This window comes from Labilibaculum sp. K2S (assembly GCF_030372765.1).
Taxonomy (GTDB): Bacteria; Bacteroidota; Bacteroidia; order Bacteroidales; family Marinifilaceae; genus Labilibaculum.
Genome location: NZ_JAUCMW010000024.1, coordinates 33,016 through 56,033, shown reverse-complemented (window position 1 = coordinate 56,033; position 23,018 = coordinate 33,016). Strand labels below are relative to the sequence as shown.

Here is a 23,018-nt window from a genome sequence, read left to right as displayed (position 1 = left end):
AATGGAAAGGTCTGAAGAATATATAAAAAACGAACGTAAACAAGAGTGGAGAGTCGAACTCCAAAAGCTGACAAAAGCCAAAGACCGTATGGCGGTTGAAAGGGTGGAGATGACAGAAATGGCTCCTGAAGAACGAATTAAATCTCAGCGTGTTGAGGTGAATATAGGTCTGACTAAAAAGCAGGCAATGTTAGAGGCAACACGTTGTATGGATTGCGTAAATCCAACTTGTATGGAAGGATGCCCTGTTAGTATCAATATTCCTAAATTCATTAAAAATATTGAACGCGGAAACATTTTGGAAGCGGCATCTGTTTTAAAAGAAACAAGTGCTTTGCCAGCAGTTTGTGGTCGTGTTTGCCCACAGGAAGTACAATGTGAGCAGAAGTGTTTTTATGTTCAGAAATTAAACCTGCCTTCTGTTGCAATTGGTCATTTGGAACGTTTTGCTGCAGATTTTGAAAGAGAATCCGGTGTAATTTCTGTTCCTGAATTGGCAGAATCAAATGGTGTTAAAGTTGCAGTTATCGGTTCCGGACCATCAGGTTTGTCTTTTGCCGGCGATATGGCTAAATCTGGTTACGATGTAACAGTTTTTGAGGCACTACACGAAATTGGTGGTGTTTTAAAGTATGGTATTCCTGAATTCCGTTTACCAAATGCTGTTGTTGATGTAGAAATTGAGAATTTACGCCGAATGGGTGTGAAATTTATCACCAACTATATTGTAGGCCAAACTGCAAGTTTAGATGATTTAAGAGCAGAAGGATATAAAGCATTTTATGTAGGTAGTGGTGCTGGTTTACCTCGGTTTATGAATATTCCGGGTGAAAATTCGAACGGAATTATGTCATCAAATGAGTATTTAACCCGTGTAAATTTGATGGGAGCCGATTCGGAAGAATCGGATACACCAATATTAAGGGGTAAAAATGTGGTAGTTGTTGGTGGTGGTAATACGGCTATGGATTCGGTTCGTACAGCAAAACGATTAGGTGCTGAAAGAGCAATTATTGTTTACCGTCGTTCTGAAGAAGAAATGCCAGCCCGTGCTGAGGAAGTTCATCATGCAAAACAGGAGGGAATCGAATTTCTTACCTTAACGAACCCAATTGAATACATTGCTGACGAAAAGAGTCGTGTAAAGCAAATCAAGGTTCAGAAAATGGAATTGGGCGAGCCTGATGCATCGGGCAGAAGAAGACCAATTCCAATGGAAGGTTCTGAATATACGATTGATGCAACTGTAGTTGTGGTTGCTGTAGGAGTTTCTCCGAATCCGTTGATTCCAAATTCGGTGGAAGGATTAGAGGTTTCGAAATGGGGAACTATTGAAGTTGTAAAAGATAAAATGCAATCGTCAATTCCTGAAGTATTTGCAGGTGGAGATATTGTTCGCGGTGGTGCTACTGTTATTCTTGCAATGGGAGATGGTAGAAAAGCGGCTAAAAATATGAATATCTATTTGCAGGAAAAATATTTATCCAATAAAGTGGAACACTAAAAATTAGAAAAAATGAAAGAGTTTAATTCACTTGAAGATATTTTAGATTTTGCCATTAATGAAGAGCAAATGGCGGCTGATTTTTATACCGAACTTGCCGGTAAAATGAAACATCAGGAGATGAAGGATACTTTTGAGCAATATGCTTTGGAAGAAATCGGTCATCGAACTAAATTGGAAGCCATTAAGAATGGGAAAAAATATCAGGTTTCGGAGGCTAAAATTGCCGATTTAAAAATTGCCGATTATTTACTGGATGTAGATGTTGATAAGGCAAATATTACTTATCAGGAAGCGTTAATTCTGGCCATGAAAAAGGAGAAAATCGCTTTTAGATTGTATAATGATCTTGCTTCAGCCGCCACAGATGAACCGTCGAAAAAATTATTTCTTATGCTTGCTCAGGAAGAAGCAAAACACAAACTTCGTTTTGAAGTGGAATACGATAATAATATTTTAACAGAGAATTAGAATTGTAATTGATATACTAAAAAGAGTCTTGAGAAATCAAGACTCTTTTTTTTGCTTGAAAATTCTTTTGTATTGATTGTTACTATTTTGTACCTTATGTAGTCAAGCTGAAAAAAAAAAATGCACCAATTTAAAATTGGTTTTTGATTCGTAAAGGATTATAAATTAACAAAGTGTAAAGAATGAAAATTTTTAGGACATTTGAGGAAATTATTGATTATGCAATCGATAAAGAGATGGATGAAATTGAGTTTTACTCAGAGGTTGCAAGTCGAATGGACAGGAAACATGTGAAAGGTCTTTTTTGGGATATTGCTTTAGAGAAAACAGCCAGAATGCTTCGACTGGAGAAGATGAAGGATGCAAAACCGGAATTGAACCTGGATGAAATTAAGGACATGAAAATTACTGGTAATCTTGAGGATGCAGATCACACCAAAAATGATTTGACCTATCAGGACGCACTGATTATTGCAATGAAAAAAGAAAAGGCAAAATTTAAATTTTATTTAAATATGGCGGAGAGTGCTGTTAATGAGGAATGCAAAGAAACTTTTTTGGCTTTGGCTAATGATGAGGCGCGACAAAAATTAAGATTTGAAATAGAGTATGACGAACATATTTTAGTCGAGAATTGATTCAAAAAACAGTAGTGAGAAATTGTTATTTTGACGTAAGATAAAATCGAAATTCAGGCGAAGAATTTCGATTTTGCTTTTTTACGGTTCAATTATTGTAGATATTTTGTTTTCCAAGCGGACTTTAGTATTTTTGTTAGTTATTGCTAGTGAACTATAAATGTTTGAAATACAGATAATTAATGCATTATTTTTTTCGAAGTATCCTTCTGATATGTCTCCTTGTTGGAGCAGTAAATTTTACGAAAGCTCAAACTGTAAATGTTGAGTTGTCTAATAATAAGGTTGTTGTAGGTGGGCAAACCTGTTTTTTGCATCTTGTAAAAGAAAAGCAAACCTTATTTTCTATTAGTAGGGCATATGGTGTTGACCTTGCTGTTATTTTGCAGGTAAATCGAAAAACGGAAGCAACAGTTAATGTTGGTGAGGTTTTAAGAATTCCGGTTGTAGATTCAGAAACTGCTCTTTCTCCTGTTTTAGTGAAAAAGGAAGATGATAAATTCTTTTATCATATTGTAAAAAAGGGAGACACATTATTTTCTTTGTATAAAAAATATGCTGTTGATATGGCTTTAATAAAGGCTTCAAATCCAGATATGGGGGACAGCTTACGTTTGGGTACAATTATTAAAGTTCCTAAGATCATTAAAAAGCCACAGCTAAATACAGTTCCTAAACACGATAAGAATTATTACTATTATGTGATAAAGCAAGGGGATACAGAATCTTCTATATCCCGTCAGTTTTTTATGAATCTGCGAAAATTCAAAAAGTTAAATCCGAAACTTAAAAGTACAGCTTTAAAGATTGGCGATTGGGTTCGGATTCCTCGATATTTGGTTCCTCTGGAATATTTTGTGGAGAAGGAAGTGCAAAAGGATACAATCGTAAAAAAATATCAGGTTGTAGATACAGTTGTTACTAATGTCGATTTAAAACCTATAAGTCAGAATAAAATACGGATAGCATTGTTTTTACCTTTGTATTTGGATGCGAATGATTCCATAAATAGAAGTATTTCCTATAAGGATACTATTGAAATTGTTACGGAGAGAAATCCACGGATTTTATACAGCAAATCTCATGATTTTATTCGTTTTTATCAAGGTGTTCTTTTGGCTGTAGATTCTCTTCAAAAAGAAGGTTTATCGGTAGATCTTCATGTTTTTGATACAGAAAAAAATCCTGAACGTGTTCAACGAATTATTGCTGGATTGCAATATACTGATTTGGATTTCATGATAGGCCCGGTTTATCAAAATACATTCTCGATTGTGGCAGATTTTGCCCAAAGAAGAAGAATTCCTATTATTTCACCTCTTTCGCTAAAGAATTCAGAGCTCACAACGAATCCGTTCGTGATTCAAATGAATACCTCTATCCAGTCGATTTGTGGAAAAATATCCGACTATGTTTGTTTCGATTTGGATACGAGGAATTTAGTTGTTGTTCATCCTGACCGTTATGAACATTTGAATGAATTTCAGCTGGTTACAGACATAGAAAGAAATATGTTTGAAAAAGGAAAATACTGGGAAAATGGTGATATGACTTATAAAAAGATTTCATTTGATGAATACGGACTTTTTGGAATTGAACGTATGCTGAGTGATACATGCGAAAATGTAATTCTTGTACCTTCTACCAAACAGCCATATGTTGAAAATATTATCTCAAATTTAAATGTTTTAAGTCAACGCTTTGATATTCGCTTAATTGGTTTTCCTGTGTGGCAACGATTTAACAGTTTGGATGCTGAGCTGTTCTATAATTTAAACCTAAGTGTAATAACACCATATAATATTGATTATAAGGAGGCTAAAGTTGATTTGTTTGTTTCGGATTTTAGAGAAAAATTTACATGTGAACCGAATGATTTTAGTTTTAGAGCATTTGATTTGTGTCGATACTTTTCCAAGGCTGTAAGTCGGTATGGGCATAGTTTTCCTGATCATTTGAATGAATTGAAATTGGATTTATTGCAATCAAATTATCATTTTAAAAGAGTGAATGCGTTTGGAGGACTTGAAAATCAAGGTGTGCAGGTTGTAAATTATTCGCGGGATTTTAAGATAAGACATTCCATTCCTAAATCTCAAAATACTTTTAACGAATCAGAATAAGGTAATTAAATTTATAATTGGGAGCCGAATCAAAGTGATTCGGCTTTTTTTTATCCGAATACGGAGAAATCATCCACAATAGGATGTCCTTTTTTAATAGGGAGAAAGGTCGTGTATTTATTGACTTTTTTTTATTTGTTCAAGCTTTTATCCAATATCGTAGATGTGTGAGAATCTTTAGTCTTAGTGTATTAGGCAGTATGTGAGCTTGTTACAGGTTGTGGTACGTGCTTTGGTTCTAACTAAGTGTTAGTTATCTAAAGTCCTGTAATCATGAAAAAATATCTACTCTTGGGATTCCTATGGGTTATCTCAGTTATTATTGTACAAGCTCAAACTACACCGCCAACACTTACGGCAGCAACAGGAGCAACCGTTGATGCTGTTTTTGAAATTTCATATTCAGATGACCCAAGCTGGGAATCAAGTATTGATTCGATTCGATTTAATGGAGCAATCATTTCTGCAAGTGCATATTCTATAAATTCAACAACAAATAAAATTGTTTTTACACCTTCGGCAGATCCCTCATTGCAAACTGCTGTATCTGCCAGCTTGGAAATTTTTGTTGATACCTACAGTCCCGCGAGTATAACACAAAATATAGGACATGGTGCAGCAACCAAAATTGTTGTACAAACTGAACCTGTGCCATCCGGTGTGAATGGAAGTCCATTTACAATACAGCCTGTAGTTGCAATTCAGGATCAATACAGTAACATCTGTACTTCGAATAGCACTGTTTCCATTACTGCTGGTGAAAATGATCCTGTTAACTGGACTTTGGGTGGAACTCCAACGGGCACTGTTGCGTCTGGAGTATTAAATTACACTGACTTATCTGCCGGCAGTAATGTTGTAGTTACAGGAGCTTATATTTCTTTTACAGCATCTGGTTTAACAGGAGTAGGTTCGGCAACATTCGACCTGGGATTAAATTCACCTCCTGTATTAACAGCAGCTACAAGTGTGACCGTTGATGGAGCATTTACTGTAACTTTTGTTGATGAAAACAGTTGGCAAAGTAAAATCAGTAGTATTAGCTATGGTGGTATTGAGATAGATGCTTCGGCTTACAATAAACTAACAAGTGGACAAATAATATTTGATCCATCCTTATCAACGGCTTTGCAAATTGCAGGAACACAAGATTTCGATTTTATTGCTGCAGGATTCTCAAATGCAACTTTATCACAAACGATCGGTCATGGTGTACCTACATCAATTAAAGTGAATGTTGAACCAACAGCACCAACAAACAATGGTGGTTTATTGGTGCAGCAACCAGTTGTTATTAGTCAGGATCAATATCTTAATTCATGCACAACAGATAATGCAACAGCAATATCTGTTGTGAAGGGTGATGCTGGAAACTGGTCATTAGGTGGCTCACCCAATCATACTTTAGTGGGAGGATCATTTACATATACTGATTTGTCTGCTACGAGTGATGCACCGGTTATTGGAGCTTATTTAACTTTTTCATCTGGAAGTTTTGCTGATGTTAATTCTGCAACTTTCGATATTCCTGTAAACGCTTCACCTGCTCTTTCTGCAGCAAATAATGCTACTGTTGATGGAGAATTTCAGATCACTTTTACAGATGATGCAACATGGAGGGGAAGTATAACTGATATTACATTTGATGGCAATTCTATTCCGGCAGCAACCTATGATGCTACGAACGCGACTCGAATTATTTTTAAGCCTGTTGAATCAAATATATTACAAACTGCAGGCACAAAAGAAATCATTGTAATCTCCAGTGGATTTGCTAATGATACTTTAAGTCAGGTACTTGGGCATGGCGTTGCTGATGAACTTTTCATGTTTACACAGCCAGTTGGCCCTTCCGGTAATGGAGGTCAGCTTACTACCCAGCCAGTAGTTCAATTACGAGATCAATACGCAAATATTTGTACTACAGACAATACAAGTACTATTTCTGAAACAACCAGCGGTGGAACCTGGACATTGGGCGGAACAACGGGATTAACTGCCGGTTCAGGAGTATTTACTTATACAGATTTAACGGCAAGTAGTAGTGTTGAACTGACTACAGCCAGCATTACTTTTTCATCAGGTATTTTAACAGATGCTGTATCTGCTGCGTTTACAATTCCCTCTTTGGATTCATCACCAACACTGCTTGCTTCTTCAACAGCAACAGTGGATGCAAGTTTCGAAATTAGTTTTGTGGCAAATGCAACTTGGCAGCTTTCCATTGATTCGATTAAGTACAATGGGAATTTAATAGCAGCAAGTGCTTATGATAAAACTCAATCGGGTAAGATTATTTTTGATCCTGCCTTAGATTCGGACCTACAAGCAGCAGGAACAGCCGATATGATAGTTTATGCGCTTGGATATGAAGATGCCGGCGTATCTCAAGAAATTAAACATGGTGTAGCTACTGATATGGCAATTGTTTTACAGCCAACGGCTCCTGTTGAGAATGGAGCTTTGTTAGCAAATCAACCTGTAATAACGCTTAAGGATCAGTATGCTAATGATTGCACGAGTGAAAATACAATTGAAATTACAGCAGCAAAAGGAGACGCTAATGCTTGGACACTAGGAGGTACATTGGTGAAAAAAGTTACTAATGGCTCAGCTAGTTTTACTGATTTAACAGCATCTAGTAATGCGGCTGTTACAGGTGCTTTTATTGCTTTTTCAACAGTAGGATTAGCAACCGTAAATTCAAACACTTTTAACATTCCCGATTTAAGTGCTTCACCGGTATTAACCGCGGCAAGTGGTGTTACCGTTGATTCAAACTTTGATATTACTTTTACTGATAATGTGGACTGGAGAAGTCAGGTTACTGAAATTAGATACGGAACTCAAGTGTTGCCTGCCGGAGCATACGATACTTCAACAGCAGGAGTAATAACATTTAAGCCAGCTGAGTCAGCTGTTTTGCAGACTGCAGCCAGCGAATATATTTTTATTACTTCTACATCATTCCTGAAAGATTCTGTTATGCAGGCAATAGGACATGGTGCAGCAACATCTATTACAATAACCACTCAGCCACAACAACCTGTGAGTAATGCTGGTTTACTGCAAACTCAACCAGGAGTTAAAATACAAGATCAATATTTAAATGATTGTACTACGAATAGTGTACAAACAATTAATACAAATGCAACAGGAGGAAGCTGGGTAGTAGAGGGAACTACTTCGTTAATGGTAACTAATGGGATTGTTGATTTTACCGATTTGACCGCCAGAAGTACAGATCTGGTAACTGATGCAACAATCACTTTTTCTGGCATAGGACTAACAAGCCAGGAGTCTGAGACATTTATTATTCCAGCACCTCTTATTGCTCCTCCTCTTATTGCTTCAACAACTGCAACTGTTGATTCATTGTTTGATGTTACCTTCTCGGAAAATGCCGCTTGGCAGGGCGAAATTGATTCAATTTCTTACGGAGGAAACTTGCTGGCAACTGATGTTTACGACAAAAGTCAAGCAGGGAAAATTGTTTTTGATCCTTCAAAAAGTACTGAATTGCAGGTAACTGGAACGAAAGAAATTTTAGTTTATTCAAGAGGATATCAAAATGCAGCAGTCAATCAGGAAATTAAACATGGCATTCCGGATACTATTTTTATTGACAGGCAGCCAACTGCTCCATTAGTGAATGGTGGTAATTTAGACACACAGCCAAGAGTGTCGTTGCGTGATCAATACAACAATAGTTGTTCAAGCAACAGTACATTTGAGATTTCTGTCGCAAATGGAGATGCACAGACCTGGACTTTGGGAGGAACTTTAACTCAAACTATTTCGTCGGGTGTGCTTACTTACAGTGATTTAAGTGCTTCAAGTGAGACTGCAATTACCGGAGCTTTTCTGAAATTTTCCGGTGCAGGAGTTGCTTCAGTGAACTCTGATTCGTTTGATATTGTTGAATTATTAAATCCGCCTAGCATTAATCCTGCATTTCTTGTAACTGTTGATGCCGATTTTACATTAAACTTTTTTGCCGTTGATAATACATGGAAAAATAGTATCACGACCATCACTTACGATGGAGATACACTTCCTTCTTCGGCTTATACGATAGCTGCGGAATCAATTACTTTTCATATTTCACAAGAAGTATTGCTTCAGAAAGCAGGAACATTCAATATTGTTATCCATTCTTTGGGTTATACTAATGTAGTAGTGGAACAAGAGGTTGGTCACGGAGTAGTTGCAAGTATGGAGATAACTCAACAGCCATTGGCTCCGCTAACAAATGGAGATGTTCTTGATCAACAACCTGTTTTACAATTTTTAGATCAATATGCAAATGTCTGCACTTCCGAAATTCAAAAGAGTATTGTAGTTGAAAGGAATGACACCGGAGAATGGAACTTAGCTGGGACTGTTGAGCAAATAGCCACAGATGGAATTGTTACATTTACTGATTTGTCGGCATATAGCACGGCTCCGGTAAGTGGTGCGGAATTGAAATTTACTTCTGTGGATTTAACTGCAGTTATCTCTGCATCTTTTGATATTCCGGATATTAGTAGTTCTCCGGTTCTAGGCGCTGCAATTGGTGCAATTGTTGATAATCCGTTTAAAATTACTTTTACTGAGGATTCTGTTTGGAGGAGCCGTATTAATGTGGTGACTGTTAATGACAGTGTCTTGAGTGCAGCAAGTTATAACACAAGTCAGGCCGGAGAGTTGGAGTTGATTCCTTCTGAATCGGAGTTTCTGCAAAAAAGCGGATCATTCCAGATTATTGTGCAGTCCCGTGGGTTTGCTCACGATACAGTTCAACAGGAGATTAATCACGGTATAGCGGATAGTTTACAGATCACAAGCCAGCCATCAGATCCTGCTAATAATGGTGAATTATTATCTCAGCAACCTGTTTTAAAATTAAGTGATCAATACTTGAATGACTGTACCAGAGATAATCTTACGCAGGTAAATGTGGTTAAATACGATCAGAAAGCCTGGACTTTATCAGGAACTCTTCAAGCTCAATCGGTAAGTGGTATAGTTAGTTTTACTGATTTAACTGCGACAAGTGAAATTGCAATCGACTCAGCTTACCTTCAGTTTTCATTTGATAAAGACACGGTAATTTCTGCTTTGTTTAAGATTCCTGTTCCGGTTATTGAGCTGACTACAGCATTAAATGTGACAGTGGACAATGAATTCACAATACAGGCAAGTGACAATGCCAGTTGGCGGGATTCAATATCAGCAATATCATTTGCAGGTGAAACTTTAGTTGATACTTCTTACTTGATCGAAGTCGGAGGCATTACTTTCTATCCAGATAAGGATTCGATATTACAGATTGCAAGAACTGATACAATCATAATTGTTGCCAATGGATATGCAAATGCATTGGTTGAGCAAGAAATTGGACATGGAATATCCACGGAGATGGTAATTGTTGATCAACCTATTGGTCCCGAAAATAATGGAGATACTCTCGCACAGCAACCCAAACTTCAATTGAAGGATCAGTATAAAAACAATTGTGAAAAAGACAATGCAACTCAAATTTCAGCTTCTAAATATTCCGATGGTTCGGAAGCCGATGTGGTTGATTTGTGGGATTTAGGAGGCGTTAAGACCATAACTTCAGTTGGAGGTTTGGTAAGTTATCTGAATTTGACTGCAACCAGTGAAAATAGGGTAGAAGGAGCGCGTTTGCTGTTTACTTCCGATGCATTGCCGAATGTTGTTTCCGATAGTTTCGATATTGTAATTCCACCTCCGCCGGTTATTGTGGGAGCTGTTGATGCTGACGTTGATGAAAGTTTCTTTGTAGAATTTACGGATAATGAAACATGGAGATCGCTAATTTTTGATATTCGATACGGAATAAGAAGTTTGGAGGGGAATTACGATATCTCTGAGCCAGGAAAAATTACGTTCGATCCAAGCGTGACTTCTATCCTTCAAAAATCAGGAGTTGATTCGATGTATATTTATTCGGGTAACTATGATACTGTCCGGTTTGAACAAACCATACATCACGGGAAATCGAAATATTTGGTAATTGATAAAGAGCCATCTGCTCCCCTCAAAAATGGAGAGGTATTGCTCAGACAACCACAGCTTAAGTTACAGGATCAGTTTCGAAATAATTGTGATTCCGATAATGAAACACCTATAGCTGTTAAAAAAGGTGACGATGGAGATTGGTCATTGGCAGGAACTTTTACTCAGATTGCGGTTGATGGTATGGTTAAGTATACAGATTTAACTGCAACAAGTGAAAGGGAGGTGGAAGGAGCTCGTCTGGAGTTTGAAGGAACAGGAATAATTCCTAAATTATCTCAGTCGTTTACAATTCCAGAACCGCAGGTCAATAGGGCAGGCGAAGCCAAAGCAAACCCTGAATTAGTTTGTTATGGTGCCAGTTCGAGTATTACCCTTGTTGGTTTTGATGGTGTTATTCAATGGCAAAAGTATGATGAGTTGAATGATATTTATGAAGATGTAGATGGTGAAAATTCGGAAATTTTTATATCCGATGAAGTGGTTCAGAATGCCAGATACAGAGCAATGGTTTCGAAAGATGGTTTTACAACTCAATACTCTAATTCTGTAAGTGTGAGTCCAATTGAGCCACCTTTAGCCGATTTTACATTCGAGATTGATTACAATCGGGTTGATTTTACAAACTTAAGTGTAAATGCAACAAATATAGTTTGGAATTTTGGCGATGGAATCATTAGCAGTGAATTTGAGCCAAGCCATTCGTTTGTTTTGGATAATGTAAATGGATCGGGGTATGTGGTTAGCTTAACGGCTTCGAACGATGCATGTCCTGACAGTAAAAAATCACAGCAGGTGTTTATTACAACAGGCATTGAAGATTTAATAGCAGAAACCGGGGTGGTGGTTTACCCAAATCCAAGTCGGGGGGAATTTTTTGTCGAGCTCTCAAATTCGGATCAGGATGGTATTTTGAGAATATTCGATCAGGCAGGAAAACTGGTTGCCACGCGAAATGTAGAAAATGGCCTTTGGAGCAATAGAATTGCTTTCGATCTGAAAAACTTGACCGGAGGGATATATTTTTTAACCATTCAGTATCCTGATAAAGTTGTACGAACGAAACTGATTATTCAATAAAATAGAAACGGGCTTTCCAATTTGGAAAGCCCGTTTTTTTAAGTCTAATAATAGGACCTTTACTACTCCAGCAATCGGAGCTCTACTACTCCGGTAATCGGACTAAAGTATAGAAAGAATAGATCAAATTGTTTATTCGAATTCAGCCATTGTTTTCTTAATGATATCAATAGCTTCTCTCAATTGTTCTTCGTTAATTGTCAATGGAGGCGCAAAACGGATAATATGACCATGAGTTGGTTTTGCAAGCATTCCGTTATCGCGTAAACGCATGCAAACATCCCAGGCAGTTTTTCCATCTTTAGGTTTAATTACTACAGCATTTAGCAATCCTTTTCCTCGTACAAGCTCAATCATATCCGATTTAACCGCCTGTAGTTCTTCACGGAAGATTTTACCCATTGCCTCGGCGTTTTCAGCTAATTTTTCTTCTTTAACAACAGTTAAAGCGGTCATTGCTACAGCGCAAGCGATTGGGTTTCCTCCAAATGTAGAACCGTGCTCACCTGGTTTAATGCAAAGCATGATTTCATCATCAGCTAATACAGCAGATACCGGTACAACACCACCTGAAATTGCTTTTCCAAGAATCAATACATCAGGACGAACACCTTCATGATCAACCGCTAATAATTTACCTGTTCTTGCAATACCGGTTTGAACTTCATCGGCAACGAATAGTACATTATTTGCTTTACAAAGATCTGATGCTTTTTTCAAGAAACCATCCTCAGGAACGTAAACTCCAGCTTCGCCTTGAATTGGTTCAACAAGGAATGCACATACATTTGGATCTTTCAATTCTTTTTCAAGAGCTTCAATGTCGTTGTAGGGAATTACGACAAAACCTGGAGTGAAAGGTCCAAAGCCTTTGTATGAATCCGGATCGGTCGACATTGAAATTATAGTAATTGTACGTCCGTGGAAGTTTCCGTCGCATACAATAATTTTTGCTTCATTCTCTGGAATGCCTTTTACATCATACCCCCAGCGACGTACTAATTTAAGTGCAGTTTCGTCGGCTTCGGCACCGGAATTCATTGGTAATACCTTGTCGTATCCAAAATATTTAGTTACAAATTCTTCGTATTTACCTAAGTTGTTGCTGTAAAAAGCACGAGAGGTAAGAGTCAGTTTTTGAGCTTGTTCAATTAAAGCGTTCACAATCTTTGGATGACAGTGACCTTGATTAACGGCAGAATATGCAGACAAAAAATCAAAATATCTTTTTCCGTCAGTGTCCCAAACATATACACCTTCTCCACGTTCAAGAACTACTGGAAGTGGATGATAGTTGTGAGCACCAAATTTGGATTCCTTCTCCATGTAATCTTTCGCAGTCATGGATGTTGTTGCATTTGTCATAATTACAATGTTTAAAAGATTTGTTTGTTTGGATTAAGTTCTTATAATCCAGTATGCCAAATTTGCAATTATTTTTTTATAAACCAATACTTTTGAGGTGTTTTTTAATCTTTCCAATAAAATTAATTTGAAAGAAGACTTTTATCATAAGGTCATTTATTAAAACGTATCTAATTTTATGATTAGGAGTTCGAACCACTCTCCCAACGAAAACAGTCTGTTTGATTTATGGGAGGAATTTTGCCATTGATTCCAGTAAATCGCCTTTTTTAATCGGTTTTGGTAAGTGGTCGGAACAGCCAGCTTGAATTGATTTTTCTTTGTCCCCAACAAGTGCGTACGCTGTTTGTGCAATAACAATTAGGTTAGGTCTTTTTTCTTTGATGATTGCAGTGGCCTCTAATCCATTGATTTGTGGTAGGTTAATGTCCATTAATACAATGTTTATCTCAGGATTTTGCAGGCACGCATTAATTACCTCCTGTCCGTTTTTCGCCCATAGAATATTAATGTTTGTTCTTTGAAGATAGGCTTCAAGGATTTTAAAGTTGGTGGTTTGATCTTCGGCAATAATAACGGTGTAGTTTTCCCAGTTGTAAGACTCTTGAGAGTGCTCTTCTTCGAACTGATTTTCAGATGTTAAGATGTTTGGAATTGTGAAGTTAATTGTTGTTCCTAAATTATTTTCAGAAACAAACCATATCTTTCCGCCAAGTAATTCCAGTTCCAGTCGTGAAATATACATGCCTAAACCAGTGCCTCCATAATATTTTTGTCCTGATTCATCAACTTGTCTGAATCGTTTAAATACTCGATTTTCATATTTGGAAGGAATGCCAACGCCGGTATCGGTAACTGAAAAATGAATTGTGTCTTTTATTATTTTGTAGGAGCACGTTATGCTACCTGTTTCTGTGAATTTTATTGCGTTATGTATTAGGTTTTTAAAGATACTTCTGATTTTTATCTGATCTGACTTTATCACATCGTTTGTAGAATCAAGATCAAAATTAAAAATTAGGTCAATATGTTCTTTGTTGTTTTCTTTTAGTAGACTTTGGCTGTTGTCTTTTATATCCAAAAGCATTTGGTTAAGATGAAAATTTCTTTTAATTGGCTTTGAGACACGACTTTCAAGCATCGATACTTTTAATAGGTCTTCAATAATACGCAGCAGTTGTATGCCTGATGTTTTTATTGCGGTTGCAAATTTACTAACGTTGTCCTTTTCACTGCTCGTTTCCAATAGCTCAGAAAAACCAATTATCGAGTTTAGTGGTGTTCTTAACTCATGGCTCATATTTGCCAAAAAAGAATTTTTCAGATTTTCGGCATCAAGAGCTTTGTTCCAGGCTTTTGCAATTTCATACTCTTTTATTTTAATTTCGGTAATGTCTTGGAAAAGAACTTCTTCTATCAGTCCTTCCAGGTTGTCATTATATACTTCTCCGGTTATTTTACCAAGTCTTAGTTCTCCATTTTTAAAAAACCGAAATTCAATCTCTATTGCTTGCTTTGCCATTTGTTGCAGCGAGACCAAAAAGAATTCGAGATCTTCAGGATGGATGTGTTTAATTAAATTTTGTCTGTTAGGTGTAAAGCTTTGTGTATCGTACCCTAAAATAGAATAGGTGATGTTTGACCACCACATTTCATTTGAGTTGTAAGTGTAAATCCAATAGCCAATACCTGCAATCCGATGAATTTTTTCTAATTGCCTTATTTGTGTGGAAGTATCAAGTTTCATGCCGAATCGATTAATTTTTGTAATTATGTAGGTGTTTGTGTTGATATTGTGTTTTATAGTTGTATGTTACGTTGTTTTTATTTGCAAGGTTATGGTTATTGTGAAGAATTTATTCGATGCAACAAACTTTCTGAAACAAGAAGCAGAATACAAAGCAGAACAAAATATTTCCAATACTGTTTTCCATTTCTTTGTTCGTTATAAATGTCAGATAGTTTCATTTTTTCAGGAGAATTAATAGAAATGGGTAATAATTGTGATTTTATTTGTGATGTTAACTCATCAAGTGTGAAATATTCGGGATCTGATTCTATTCTTGAGTAGTTAAAAGAGCAGGAATAAAGAATTGAATCATTTCTGGATATCAAATAGTTTTCGGCTTGAGTTATTTGCCCACGTGTGTAGAGAAGCGTTCCTTTATCAAAGTTATTTTCTTGATCAGGGATGATATCTGTCTGATTCTTTTTGTTGATGATATGAAACGATTCGTTGGATAAGTTATGCTCAATGATTCTGATAGGTGTCTTGTTGCCCAAAGTATAGTACAAGGAATGATTATTACCACTGTAACGGGTTAAATTAATAAATGTTGGTACGAAAATTGGATGTGTAATTAAATTGGTCCATTCTGGGTTTAACTGCATGGTAAGCTGATAGAAATGACCGTTTCCATATTTTATTTTTAGTAATAGATCGTCTCCGGCCTGCGTTCTCCAAATATTTTCTGATAAATTATTTTTTGACTGCCCTAATTTGTAATGCTTGTAAATATCCGGTAGTCTTGCATCAGTCTTAATCTCTTTGAATACATTTTGGTAAAGTTCAGAGTTTATTTCAATGATTGACAGCTTTTGTCTGCTTGAATCAATTTGTAGTAATTGAGGAGCCAAAATTTCATCAAGAAATACATTTACCGACTGATCAGGTTCACTGCTTGGAATAAATAAGACATGCCCTCCGTTAGACAGGTAATTTTTGATGGTTTGACTGAAACCACTTTCCATTTCTTGAATTTCATTTAAAATAAGCAGTTGATAATCATCCGGATTTTCATTGAAAATACTGGGTTTGTCATGGTTTTTAAATTCAAATGTTTCTGTGCCAGAAAATAATTTGTTCAGATATTTATTGGAGCCATTCTGATTTATAGATACGATTTGAATCTTATCATTAATTGAATATGAGAAATAGAATTTGTTGTCGTAGGTGATAGGAAAGTCACTAATTTCAACCATTCCCTGATAAATTCCTGATTTGTGATTTACGTATTTCAGGCTGATAATTTTCTTTGAATTTCTATTGATATCAAAACTGGAAACGGATTTTGTACTGTCGTTGATGCTTAGTTTAATGGGTATTTTTTGATAGTTTTGATTCGAAGTATTTACAACTCTGATAAAGAGTTCCTGACTTTGTTTAATTTGATGATAAGGTTTGTCAAACCAACAGGAATCAATTAGTAAATTGTTTGATCGCTGTACCAAAAGAGGTAGGAAAGTGATTGAATTTGTACTGTCAATTTTGATGTTTTCAACATCGCTTTGCGCTTTTTGAAAATCGGAGAACACATAGAGGTTGTAATTATTACCGGCATTATTAATTTGTATCTTTTTAATTTGTTCTGAAAGTAAAACGGGGATTGGCGAAGGGTTTATGTCCATAACCCTGGCTATCGCTTGCTGCTTGTTTAAATTTGAAGTGAAGGGAAAAAAATTATTACTGTAAATTCTAATTTTAGAATAGTTGGGGTAGCTGTTAATTAATTCGATAGCTTTATTTTTTGCCGCCTCTAAAGCATTACCACTTTCTGTTTCGGCATTCATACTAAATGAATTGTCGATATAAATCGTAAAGTATTCGTTTTGATGCGAACCCTTATCTTGATTGTTTTCGTTGGGTATGTAAGGTTGTGAAAAGGCAATAATGATGCAGGCCAAGGCAAGAAGTCTAAGCAGGAGAAGCAACCATTTTTTCACTTTCGACCGGCGCTTATTTTCAATGTTCAGGTTTTTAAGAAACTTTAAATTGCTGAAATATATTTTCTTAAATCTCTTGAAATTAAAAAGATGTATAATAATAGGAAGTAGGAGGGCTAATAGAGCCCAAAGAACCTCGGGATGTAAAAAATGAAACATATTTAAGCTTTGTTTTTATTGTTACACTAAATTACTGATTGATGATAAGCTATTGGCTAGAATTTAGCAGTAAGCTTCAAGTTAATTTTTCTTGATGTAAGGTAATTTGGAATTGCATATTGATTCCCCGATACATCGCTAATCCATAAATAGGATATTGTATTATTTATATCCAAAACATTGAAAACTTCCAGACTTATCCACATCGATTTAAAATGTTTTAATAAACCATTTTTGTACTTGGTATTTTCATCGAGTAATATTTTAGAAAAACCCAAATCAATCCTTCTGTAATTAGGCATTCTAAAGCTCTCACCATTCTTTCCTTTTTTAGGAGTCCAAACTGGTAGTTTTCCTCCGTAGAATAGACTTAAATGCATTTTATAGGATGGGTTGTTTGGTAAATAATCTTGAAAAAACATCGAGAAATTTACTCGTTCGTCGGTTGGTCTGGGTAAATAGCCAAGTTCATCCCCTATGATATCTTCTTCCGTTTTCATTATTGATAAACTCGCCCATGATTCAGTTCCCGGAACAAATTCACCATTAATTCTTAAATCCAAACCAGTGGCATAGCCTTTCGATTTTTTGTCACCATAGTATCGAATCCGAACATTTTCAATGTCATAAGGGGTTAATGATTTCAGATCTTTATAGTACAATTCGCTTGAAAATTTGAACGGGCGGTTCCATGCATTAAAGTAATATTCCTGACCTAAAACATAGTGAATTGATTTTTGCAGATTCACATTGGTGCTAATCTGTCCGTTACTATTCAGCATTTCACGATACGATGGCATTTGTTGGTAATAACCAGTCGAAAAACGAAATTTAACCTTCTTTTCCCAGTTTGGAATGTAGTTGACCGATGCCCGGGGAGAGAAGAAGCTTTCATTATTATAATCCCAAAAATGATATCTCAGTCCTCCGGTAATCTGAAACTCTCCTTTGCTATCTTGAAAAACATAGGTGCCTTGGGCAAATGAAGTGATGTGATTGTTGCTGATTTTATTAATTGCATTTTTTGTGTATGCCAGCGATACTTCAGAATCTGAAACAGGGATTGAATACCCTGCTGAATCCTGATATTGCCATTCGTTAATCCGATCATCAACTTCTTCATGTTTTCCACCAATTCCCCATTGAATAAATAGATTATTCCTGTTGTGATCTCCCTTTATATCTATTGTACTCACTTTTTTATTCAGTTTATTTCTTGCGTGATCGATAAAAGTTCCTACACCCAGATTCTCTATGCTTTCCGATGAACTTCCTCCATGCGATACAAATAAATCACTGAGGTAATATTGTCCCATAATATCAAAAGTTTCTTTTTCAGTTGTTTCGTATCTGCTTGCTATAATACGGTACAAAGACTTGTTGTTCGGATGGAATTTTAATGTGAGTGCCTGAATATTAGTTTTGTACTTGTCTTTTTCCTTGCCATCGAAATAGATTTTAAGTTGCAGTGCGTCACTGATTGTTCCAAAAGATGTATTTCTGGTTTTCGGCTTAAAATTATAATTATTTCGGCTTAAACTTCCCCACAAATGCATGCTGAACGACGAGGAAAAACGATAATTTAGCATTGCCTGAATATCCGTGTAATTTGGTTTGTATTCTCCTTTTGTGTCCAAAGAATTTAGCAGATATTCATTCGTTTTGTAGCGGATACCAGCTAAATAGGTTAGTTTGTTGTTTTTACTACTATTGGCAAAATGAAAAGAACTCCCCAGCAAACTTGCTTCAGCAGAAGCTTCAAATTTGTTTGGTGTTTTGTATTTTACATCCAAAACAGAAGAAAGTTTATCTCCGTATTTTGCATCATATCCTCCGGAAGAAAACTGAATCGATGAAACTAAATCGGGATTAATAACACTCAACCCTTCCTGCTGACCGGATCGAACCAAATTAGGACGGTAAATTTCCACATCGTTAATGTATACTAGGTTTTCATCGAAATTACCTCCTCGAACAGAATATTGAGAGCTTAATTCATTATTGGAACTTACACCCGGCAGGGTTTTAATTATTTGTTCGACAGCACCATTTCCTGTTACAGGAAGTTGTTCCAGTTGTTTCGTGCTGATACTAATGTTTTTATCTGTTATGGCTTTTTTTGAATCTACGGTAACTTCTTTTAATTGTTGCTGTTTTACTGTTAATATAGGATTGAAAAACTTTGTTTCCCCTGTTTTTAACAAGAAATTCACCTCGATGTTTTGATAACTAATGTGCGATATTTTTAAGGTAAATGTATTATTTGAGGGGACTTTCAGGGTGTAATTTCCATTTGTATCGCTGGTTGTATATCGAGAGATCGGTTCAATTTGAATATGAGCGCCTGCAATTTCGTTCCGCTTGTTGTCGGTGATCTTTCCTTTTAGAATAGCATTTTGTTGCGCTTCTAATTGCAAAGGGAGAAGTAGGAGAATCAAAAGAATAAATTGATATGTTGATTGAACCATAATGGAATACAGCCTGTTAAGTTCTGGTGTCTGATAAAATATTGAAAATTACTAAAACACCAAGATACAAAGCAATTCTAAATAAAGGAATAGTTTCCATAAAATATAAAAAAATCAACATTCTACTTTTTTTATAGATTATGAGTTTATCTTTACGGATTATCTAACCCAAAATTGAATAAAACATGAAAAATATTTATTGGACAGGTCTGTTTATTACCCTAATAACAGTTCTGTCATCTTGCGAAAGTCTGGATCAAAAAGCGGCTAAAATCCACAATCATGTATTTACTGTTGATACCCACGTGGATACGCCGTATCAGTTGTTGGAAAAAGATTTTGATATTGCGGTTGCTCATCCTTATGTAAATGGAGGAAGTTGTGTTGATTTTCCGAGAATGAAAGAGGGAGGTTTGGATGGAATCTTTTTTGCAGCCTTTACTTTGCAAAGAGAAAGAACTCCGGAAAATATACTTGCTGCCCGTGCCAAAGCAGATGAATTGATAGATTCTGTTTATTCTGTTTGTCAGAAAAATCAGGATATAGCAGAAGTGGCATTGAGTGTTGAAGATGGTTATCGATTGGAGAAGGAAGGAAAAAGAGCTGTCTATATTGGAATGGAGAATGGTTTTCCTTTGGGAAATGAAATTTCTGAAGTGGAAAGGTATTTCGAAAAAGGTGTTCGCTACATTACTTTGTGCCACACATCCAATAATGATATTTGTGATTCTTCAACCGACAAAAATGGAGCTGAATTTAACGGATTGAGTGCTTTTGGAGAGCAAGTGGTTCCCAAAATGAATGATTTGGGGATAATAATTGATGTATCGCATATTTCGGACAGTTCATTTTTTGATGTTTTGAAACTTTCTAAAACTCCGGTTATCGCATCACATTCCTGCGCAAGAGCAGTATGCGATAATCCAAGAAACTTATCGGATAAGATGCTTAAGGCATTGGCTAAAAATGGTGGTGTAATACAAATGTGTATTTTGGATGATTACGTTAAGGCTCCGGATACTACTACCATTGGCTACAAGAAAGAGATAGAGCTACGGGCTCGGTACAAAAATACAGGTAAAAGGTCGATAGAGGAAGAAAATAAAATGTGGAACGAATGGCGTCAGATTCAGATTGATTATCCAAAAGATAAACCTACTGTGGCTGATGCTGTTGATCATATCGATCATATCGTAAATTTAATTGGAATTGATTATGTGGGAATAGGCACTGATTTTGATGGTGGAGGAGGCCTAAAAGATTGTGCCGATGTGAGTCAAATGATGAATATTACGAAAGAACTGTTGAAGAGGAATTATTCCGAAGAAGAAATTGGTAAAATTTGGGGTGGAAATTTTATGCGTGTTTTTAAGGAAGTAGAGGAATATGCCGGGAATAAAAAAATGGCATTGAATTAGACTCCAGCTGTTTTGCAACTTATTCTATTTGTGTACAAATTCATAAATTTGTCATGAAAATATTAAAAGATTGAATGGTGAAGAAAGTATTGGTGTTAAGCGATAAAAATGAAGCCCGCTCGCAAATGGCAGAAAAGTGGCTAAAGTACTATGGCAAAAGGCATATAGAGATATGGAGTGCAGGACTGGAAAAAGGATCTATTCACCTACTGGCACAAAAAGCAATGGCTGAAGCTATTATGGATATCCCGGAATACAAGTCGAAAGCAGTTGCGGAACTCGATCAGAATTTTTTTGATTTTGTGTTGTGTTTCGATAAAGAAGTTGAAAATAATGTTCCTGTACTCAATGGAAATCCTAAAATTTTGTTGTTTGAACTGCCTGATCCAGCGAAAGTGGAAGGAGAGGAAAATGTCAGATTACAAGCCTATAATGCCGTTTGCAATGCTGTAGATGATATCTGTTTTAGTTTTGTTCAGGATAATTTTAAGATTGTAGAATAGAATTGAGCATTTTATTGATAAGTGATAAGTGGGTAGTTTTTTAAATAGAAAAAGCTTAATGCGGATTTAAATATACAACTGGATTCAGAAATGAATCCAGTTTTTTGTTTTTATACCTCTCTGTTTTGGTAGGTTTGGTTTCATCTTAACGTTATTTTCAATTTGTTGATTGTGTACAGAATTAATGAGTTGTGTTCATATAAGTTATTGATTTAGTATTGTATGAATAGTGGTGGTGGTCAATCTTTAATCTTGACAAGAGGCTGTAAATTTCGTAAATTTATATTGGATCAAATAAGAAGAACATACGCTTGTTAATTCTAAACGTGATATGATACATCTTTATAATATGGTAAGAACCTGTTTCTTCAATTGAGATCACATTTCTCTTATACCTGCCCTTTACGAACTGTTTCAAACTAGTTTAAATTCTATTCATTAAAAGGAAACGAAAATGAAAAAAAACATTGGAGTTTGGTTAGATACCGAAAAAGCTTACATTATTACCATTGAGGATAATGGAGCCAGAGTTGATAAAATTGAATCAGAAATTGAATCACGATTGCGTTTCAAGGGAGAAACAAAAGCTTATTCCCGTATGGGCAATCAGTTTATCAATCCTGCAAACAAAATAACACATAAAAGACGTCATCAATTGAAACATTATTTTGAAAGCATTACCGATCATTTATCCGACGCAGAAGAAATTTATCTGTTTGGTCCAGCCGAAACCAAGGTACATCTTGCTAAGCACATAAGTAAAGAGCCCATTCTTAAAGACCGCATTCGTAAAATTGAGTCGGAAGATTATTTATCTGAAAAACAAATGATTGCCTGTGTTAAAAAAGTATTCGATCAGAAGCCTGTTAAGGTGAATGTTCGTATTCGCCATTAGTTGTTTATGTACAAAGAATTATCAGGCAGTTCCCATAATTAGATCGTTTAGGATTTCAGTTATGGGAATTTGCATTTTTTGAGGATTGTGTTGAATATGCTATCTTGTGTTGAATTACAGTTGCCAATTTAGTATCGACAGTATCTTAAAAATAAATAATTTAAAGGTTTCAATCTTATTATTGGTATAATAACAGATCTATGATTCAACAATTAGAAATCACTTTACCGGCTTATGGAAGAGGGTATCACCTTATCGATTCCCAGATAGCCGGGCACTTAAGCAATTTGCCAAAAATAGGAATCCTTCATTTATTTCTGAAACATACTTCAGCGGCCTTAAGCATAAATGAAAATGCCGATCCTTCGGTTCGCGATGATTTTGAATCAATCATGAACAGAATTGTACCCGAAAACCAGTCTTTCTATACTCATATTTTGGAAGGCTCAGACGATATGCCTGCACATGTGAAAACTTCATTAATTGGTCCGGAACTTACAATTCCAATTACGAATCATCAGTTAAATATGGGAATCTGGCAAGGAATTTATCTTTGTGAATTTAGAAATAGAGGTGGCGGAAGAAAGTTGGTTGTTACTATCTATTCGTAAATGAAAAACGCCTCATTATTGAGGCGTTCCTTG

At 36.0% G+C, this 23,018-nt stretch carries 13 protein-coding genes; 9 read left to right on the top strand and 4 right to left on the bottom strand.

Annotated elements, in window-relative coordinates; all coding sequences use genetic code 11:
* Position 1: 1 nt before the first annotated feature.
* The 5 genes from gltA (at position 2) to QUH73_RS18445 (ending at position 11,843) form a co-directional block, all read left to right on the top strand.
* Positions 2–1,504 carry an NADPH-dependent glutamate synthase gene (gene gltA / locus QUH73_RS18465; protein WP_289531917.1) on the top strand — a complete coding sequence of 501 codons (1,503 nt, stop codon included), beginning with the start codon at positions 2–4 and terminating at the stop codon, positions 1,502–1,504.
* Positions 1,505–1,516: 12 nt separating this feature from the next.
* A complete protein-coding gene (locus QUH73_RS18460) occupies positions 1,517–1,975 on the top strand; it encodes a ferritin-like domain-containing protein (protein ID WP_289531916.1) in 459 nt (152 codons plus the stop codon).
* Positions 1,976–2,157: 182 nt separating this feature from the next.
* Positions 2,158–2,613, top strand: coding sequence for a ferritin-like domain-containing protein (locus tag QUH73_RS18455; RefSeq protein WP_289531915.1), 456 nt, complete (start codon positions 2,158–2,160; stop codon positions 2,611–2,613).
* Positions 2,614–2,795: 182 nt separating this feature from the next.
* A complete protein-coding gene (locus QUH73_RS18450) occupies positions 2,796–4,736 on the top strand; it encodes a LysM peptidoglycan-binding domain-containing protein (protein WP_289531914.1) in 1,941 nt (646 codons plus the stop codon).
* Positions 4,737–5,009: 273 nt separating this feature from the next.
* Positions 5,010–11,843, top strand: coding sequence for a hemoblobin-interacting domain-containing protein (locus QUH73_RS18445; RefSeq protein ID WP_289531913.1), 6,834 nt, complete (start codon positions 5,010–5,012; stop codon positions 11,841–11,843).
* Between the two features lie 132 nt (positions 11,844–11,975).
* Here QUH73_RS18445 and rocD read toward each other — a convergent pair whose 3' ends face one another.
* From rocD to QUH73_RS18425, 4 genes are all read right to left on the bottom strand, one after another.
* On the bottom strand, positions 11,976–13,208 hold the full coding sequence (rocD, locus tag QUH73_RS18440; protein ID WP_289531912.1) for an ornithine--oxo-acid transaminase: 1,233 nt from the start codon (positions 13,206–13,208) through the stop codon (positions 11,976–11,978).
* Positions 13,209–13,434: 226 nt separating this feature from the next.
* A complete protein-coding gene (locus QUH73_RS18435; protein WP_289531911.1) occupies positions 13,435–14,955 on the bottom strand; it encodes a hybrid sensor histidine kinase/response regulator in 1,521 nt (506 codons plus the stop codon).
* A 95-nt stretch (positions 14,956–15,050) separates the two neighbouring features.
* Positions 15,051–17,090, bottom strand: a complete 2,040-nt coding sequence (locus QUH73_RS18430) for a vWA domain-containing protein (RefSeq protein ID WP_289531910.1) — start codon at positions 17,088–17,090, stop codon at positions 15,051–15,053.
* Positions 17,091–17,146: 56 nt separating this feature from the next.
* A complete protein-coding gene (locus QUH73_RS18425; protein WP_289531909.1) occupies positions 17,147–19,558 on the bottom strand; it encodes a TonB-dependent receptor in 2,412 nt (803 codons plus the stop codon).
* A gap of 185 nt (positions 19,559–19,743) precedes the next feature.
* On the opposite strand from QUH73_RS18425, the gene QUH73_RS18420 reads away from it, so the two are divergent.
* The 4 genes from QUH73_RS18420 (at position 19,744) to QUH73_RS18405 (ending at position 22,985) form a co-directional block, all read left to right on the top strand.
* Positions 19,744–20,976, top strand: coding sequence for a dipeptidase (locus QUH73_RS18420; protein ID WP_289531908.1), 1,233 nt, complete (start codon positions 19,744–19,746; stop codon positions 20,974–20,976).
* A gap of 74 nt (positions 20,977–21,050) precedes the next feature.
* Positions 21,051–21,479 carry an arsenate reductase/protein-tyrosine-phosphatase family protein gene (locus tag QUH73_RS18415; RefSeq protein WP_289531907.1) on the top strand — a complete coding sequence of 143 codons (429 nt, stop codon included), beginning with the start codon at positions 21,051–21,053 and terminating at the stop codon, positions 21,477–21,479.
* 454 nt (positions 21,480–21,933) lie between these two features.
* Complete coding sequence (locus tag QUH73_RS18410) at positions 21,934–22,374, top strand: hypothetical protein (RefSeq protein WP_289531906.1); 441 nt, start codon at positions 21,934–21,936, stop codon at positions 22,372–22,374.
* 200 nt (positions 22,375–22,574) lie between these two features.
* A complete protein-coding gene (locus QUH73_RS18405; RefSeq protein ID WP_289531905.1) occupies positions 22,575–22,985 on the top strand; it encodes a secondary thiamine-phosphate synthase enzyme YjbQ in 411 nt (136 codons plus the stop codon).
* Positions 22,986–23,018 lie beyond the last annotated feature (33 nt).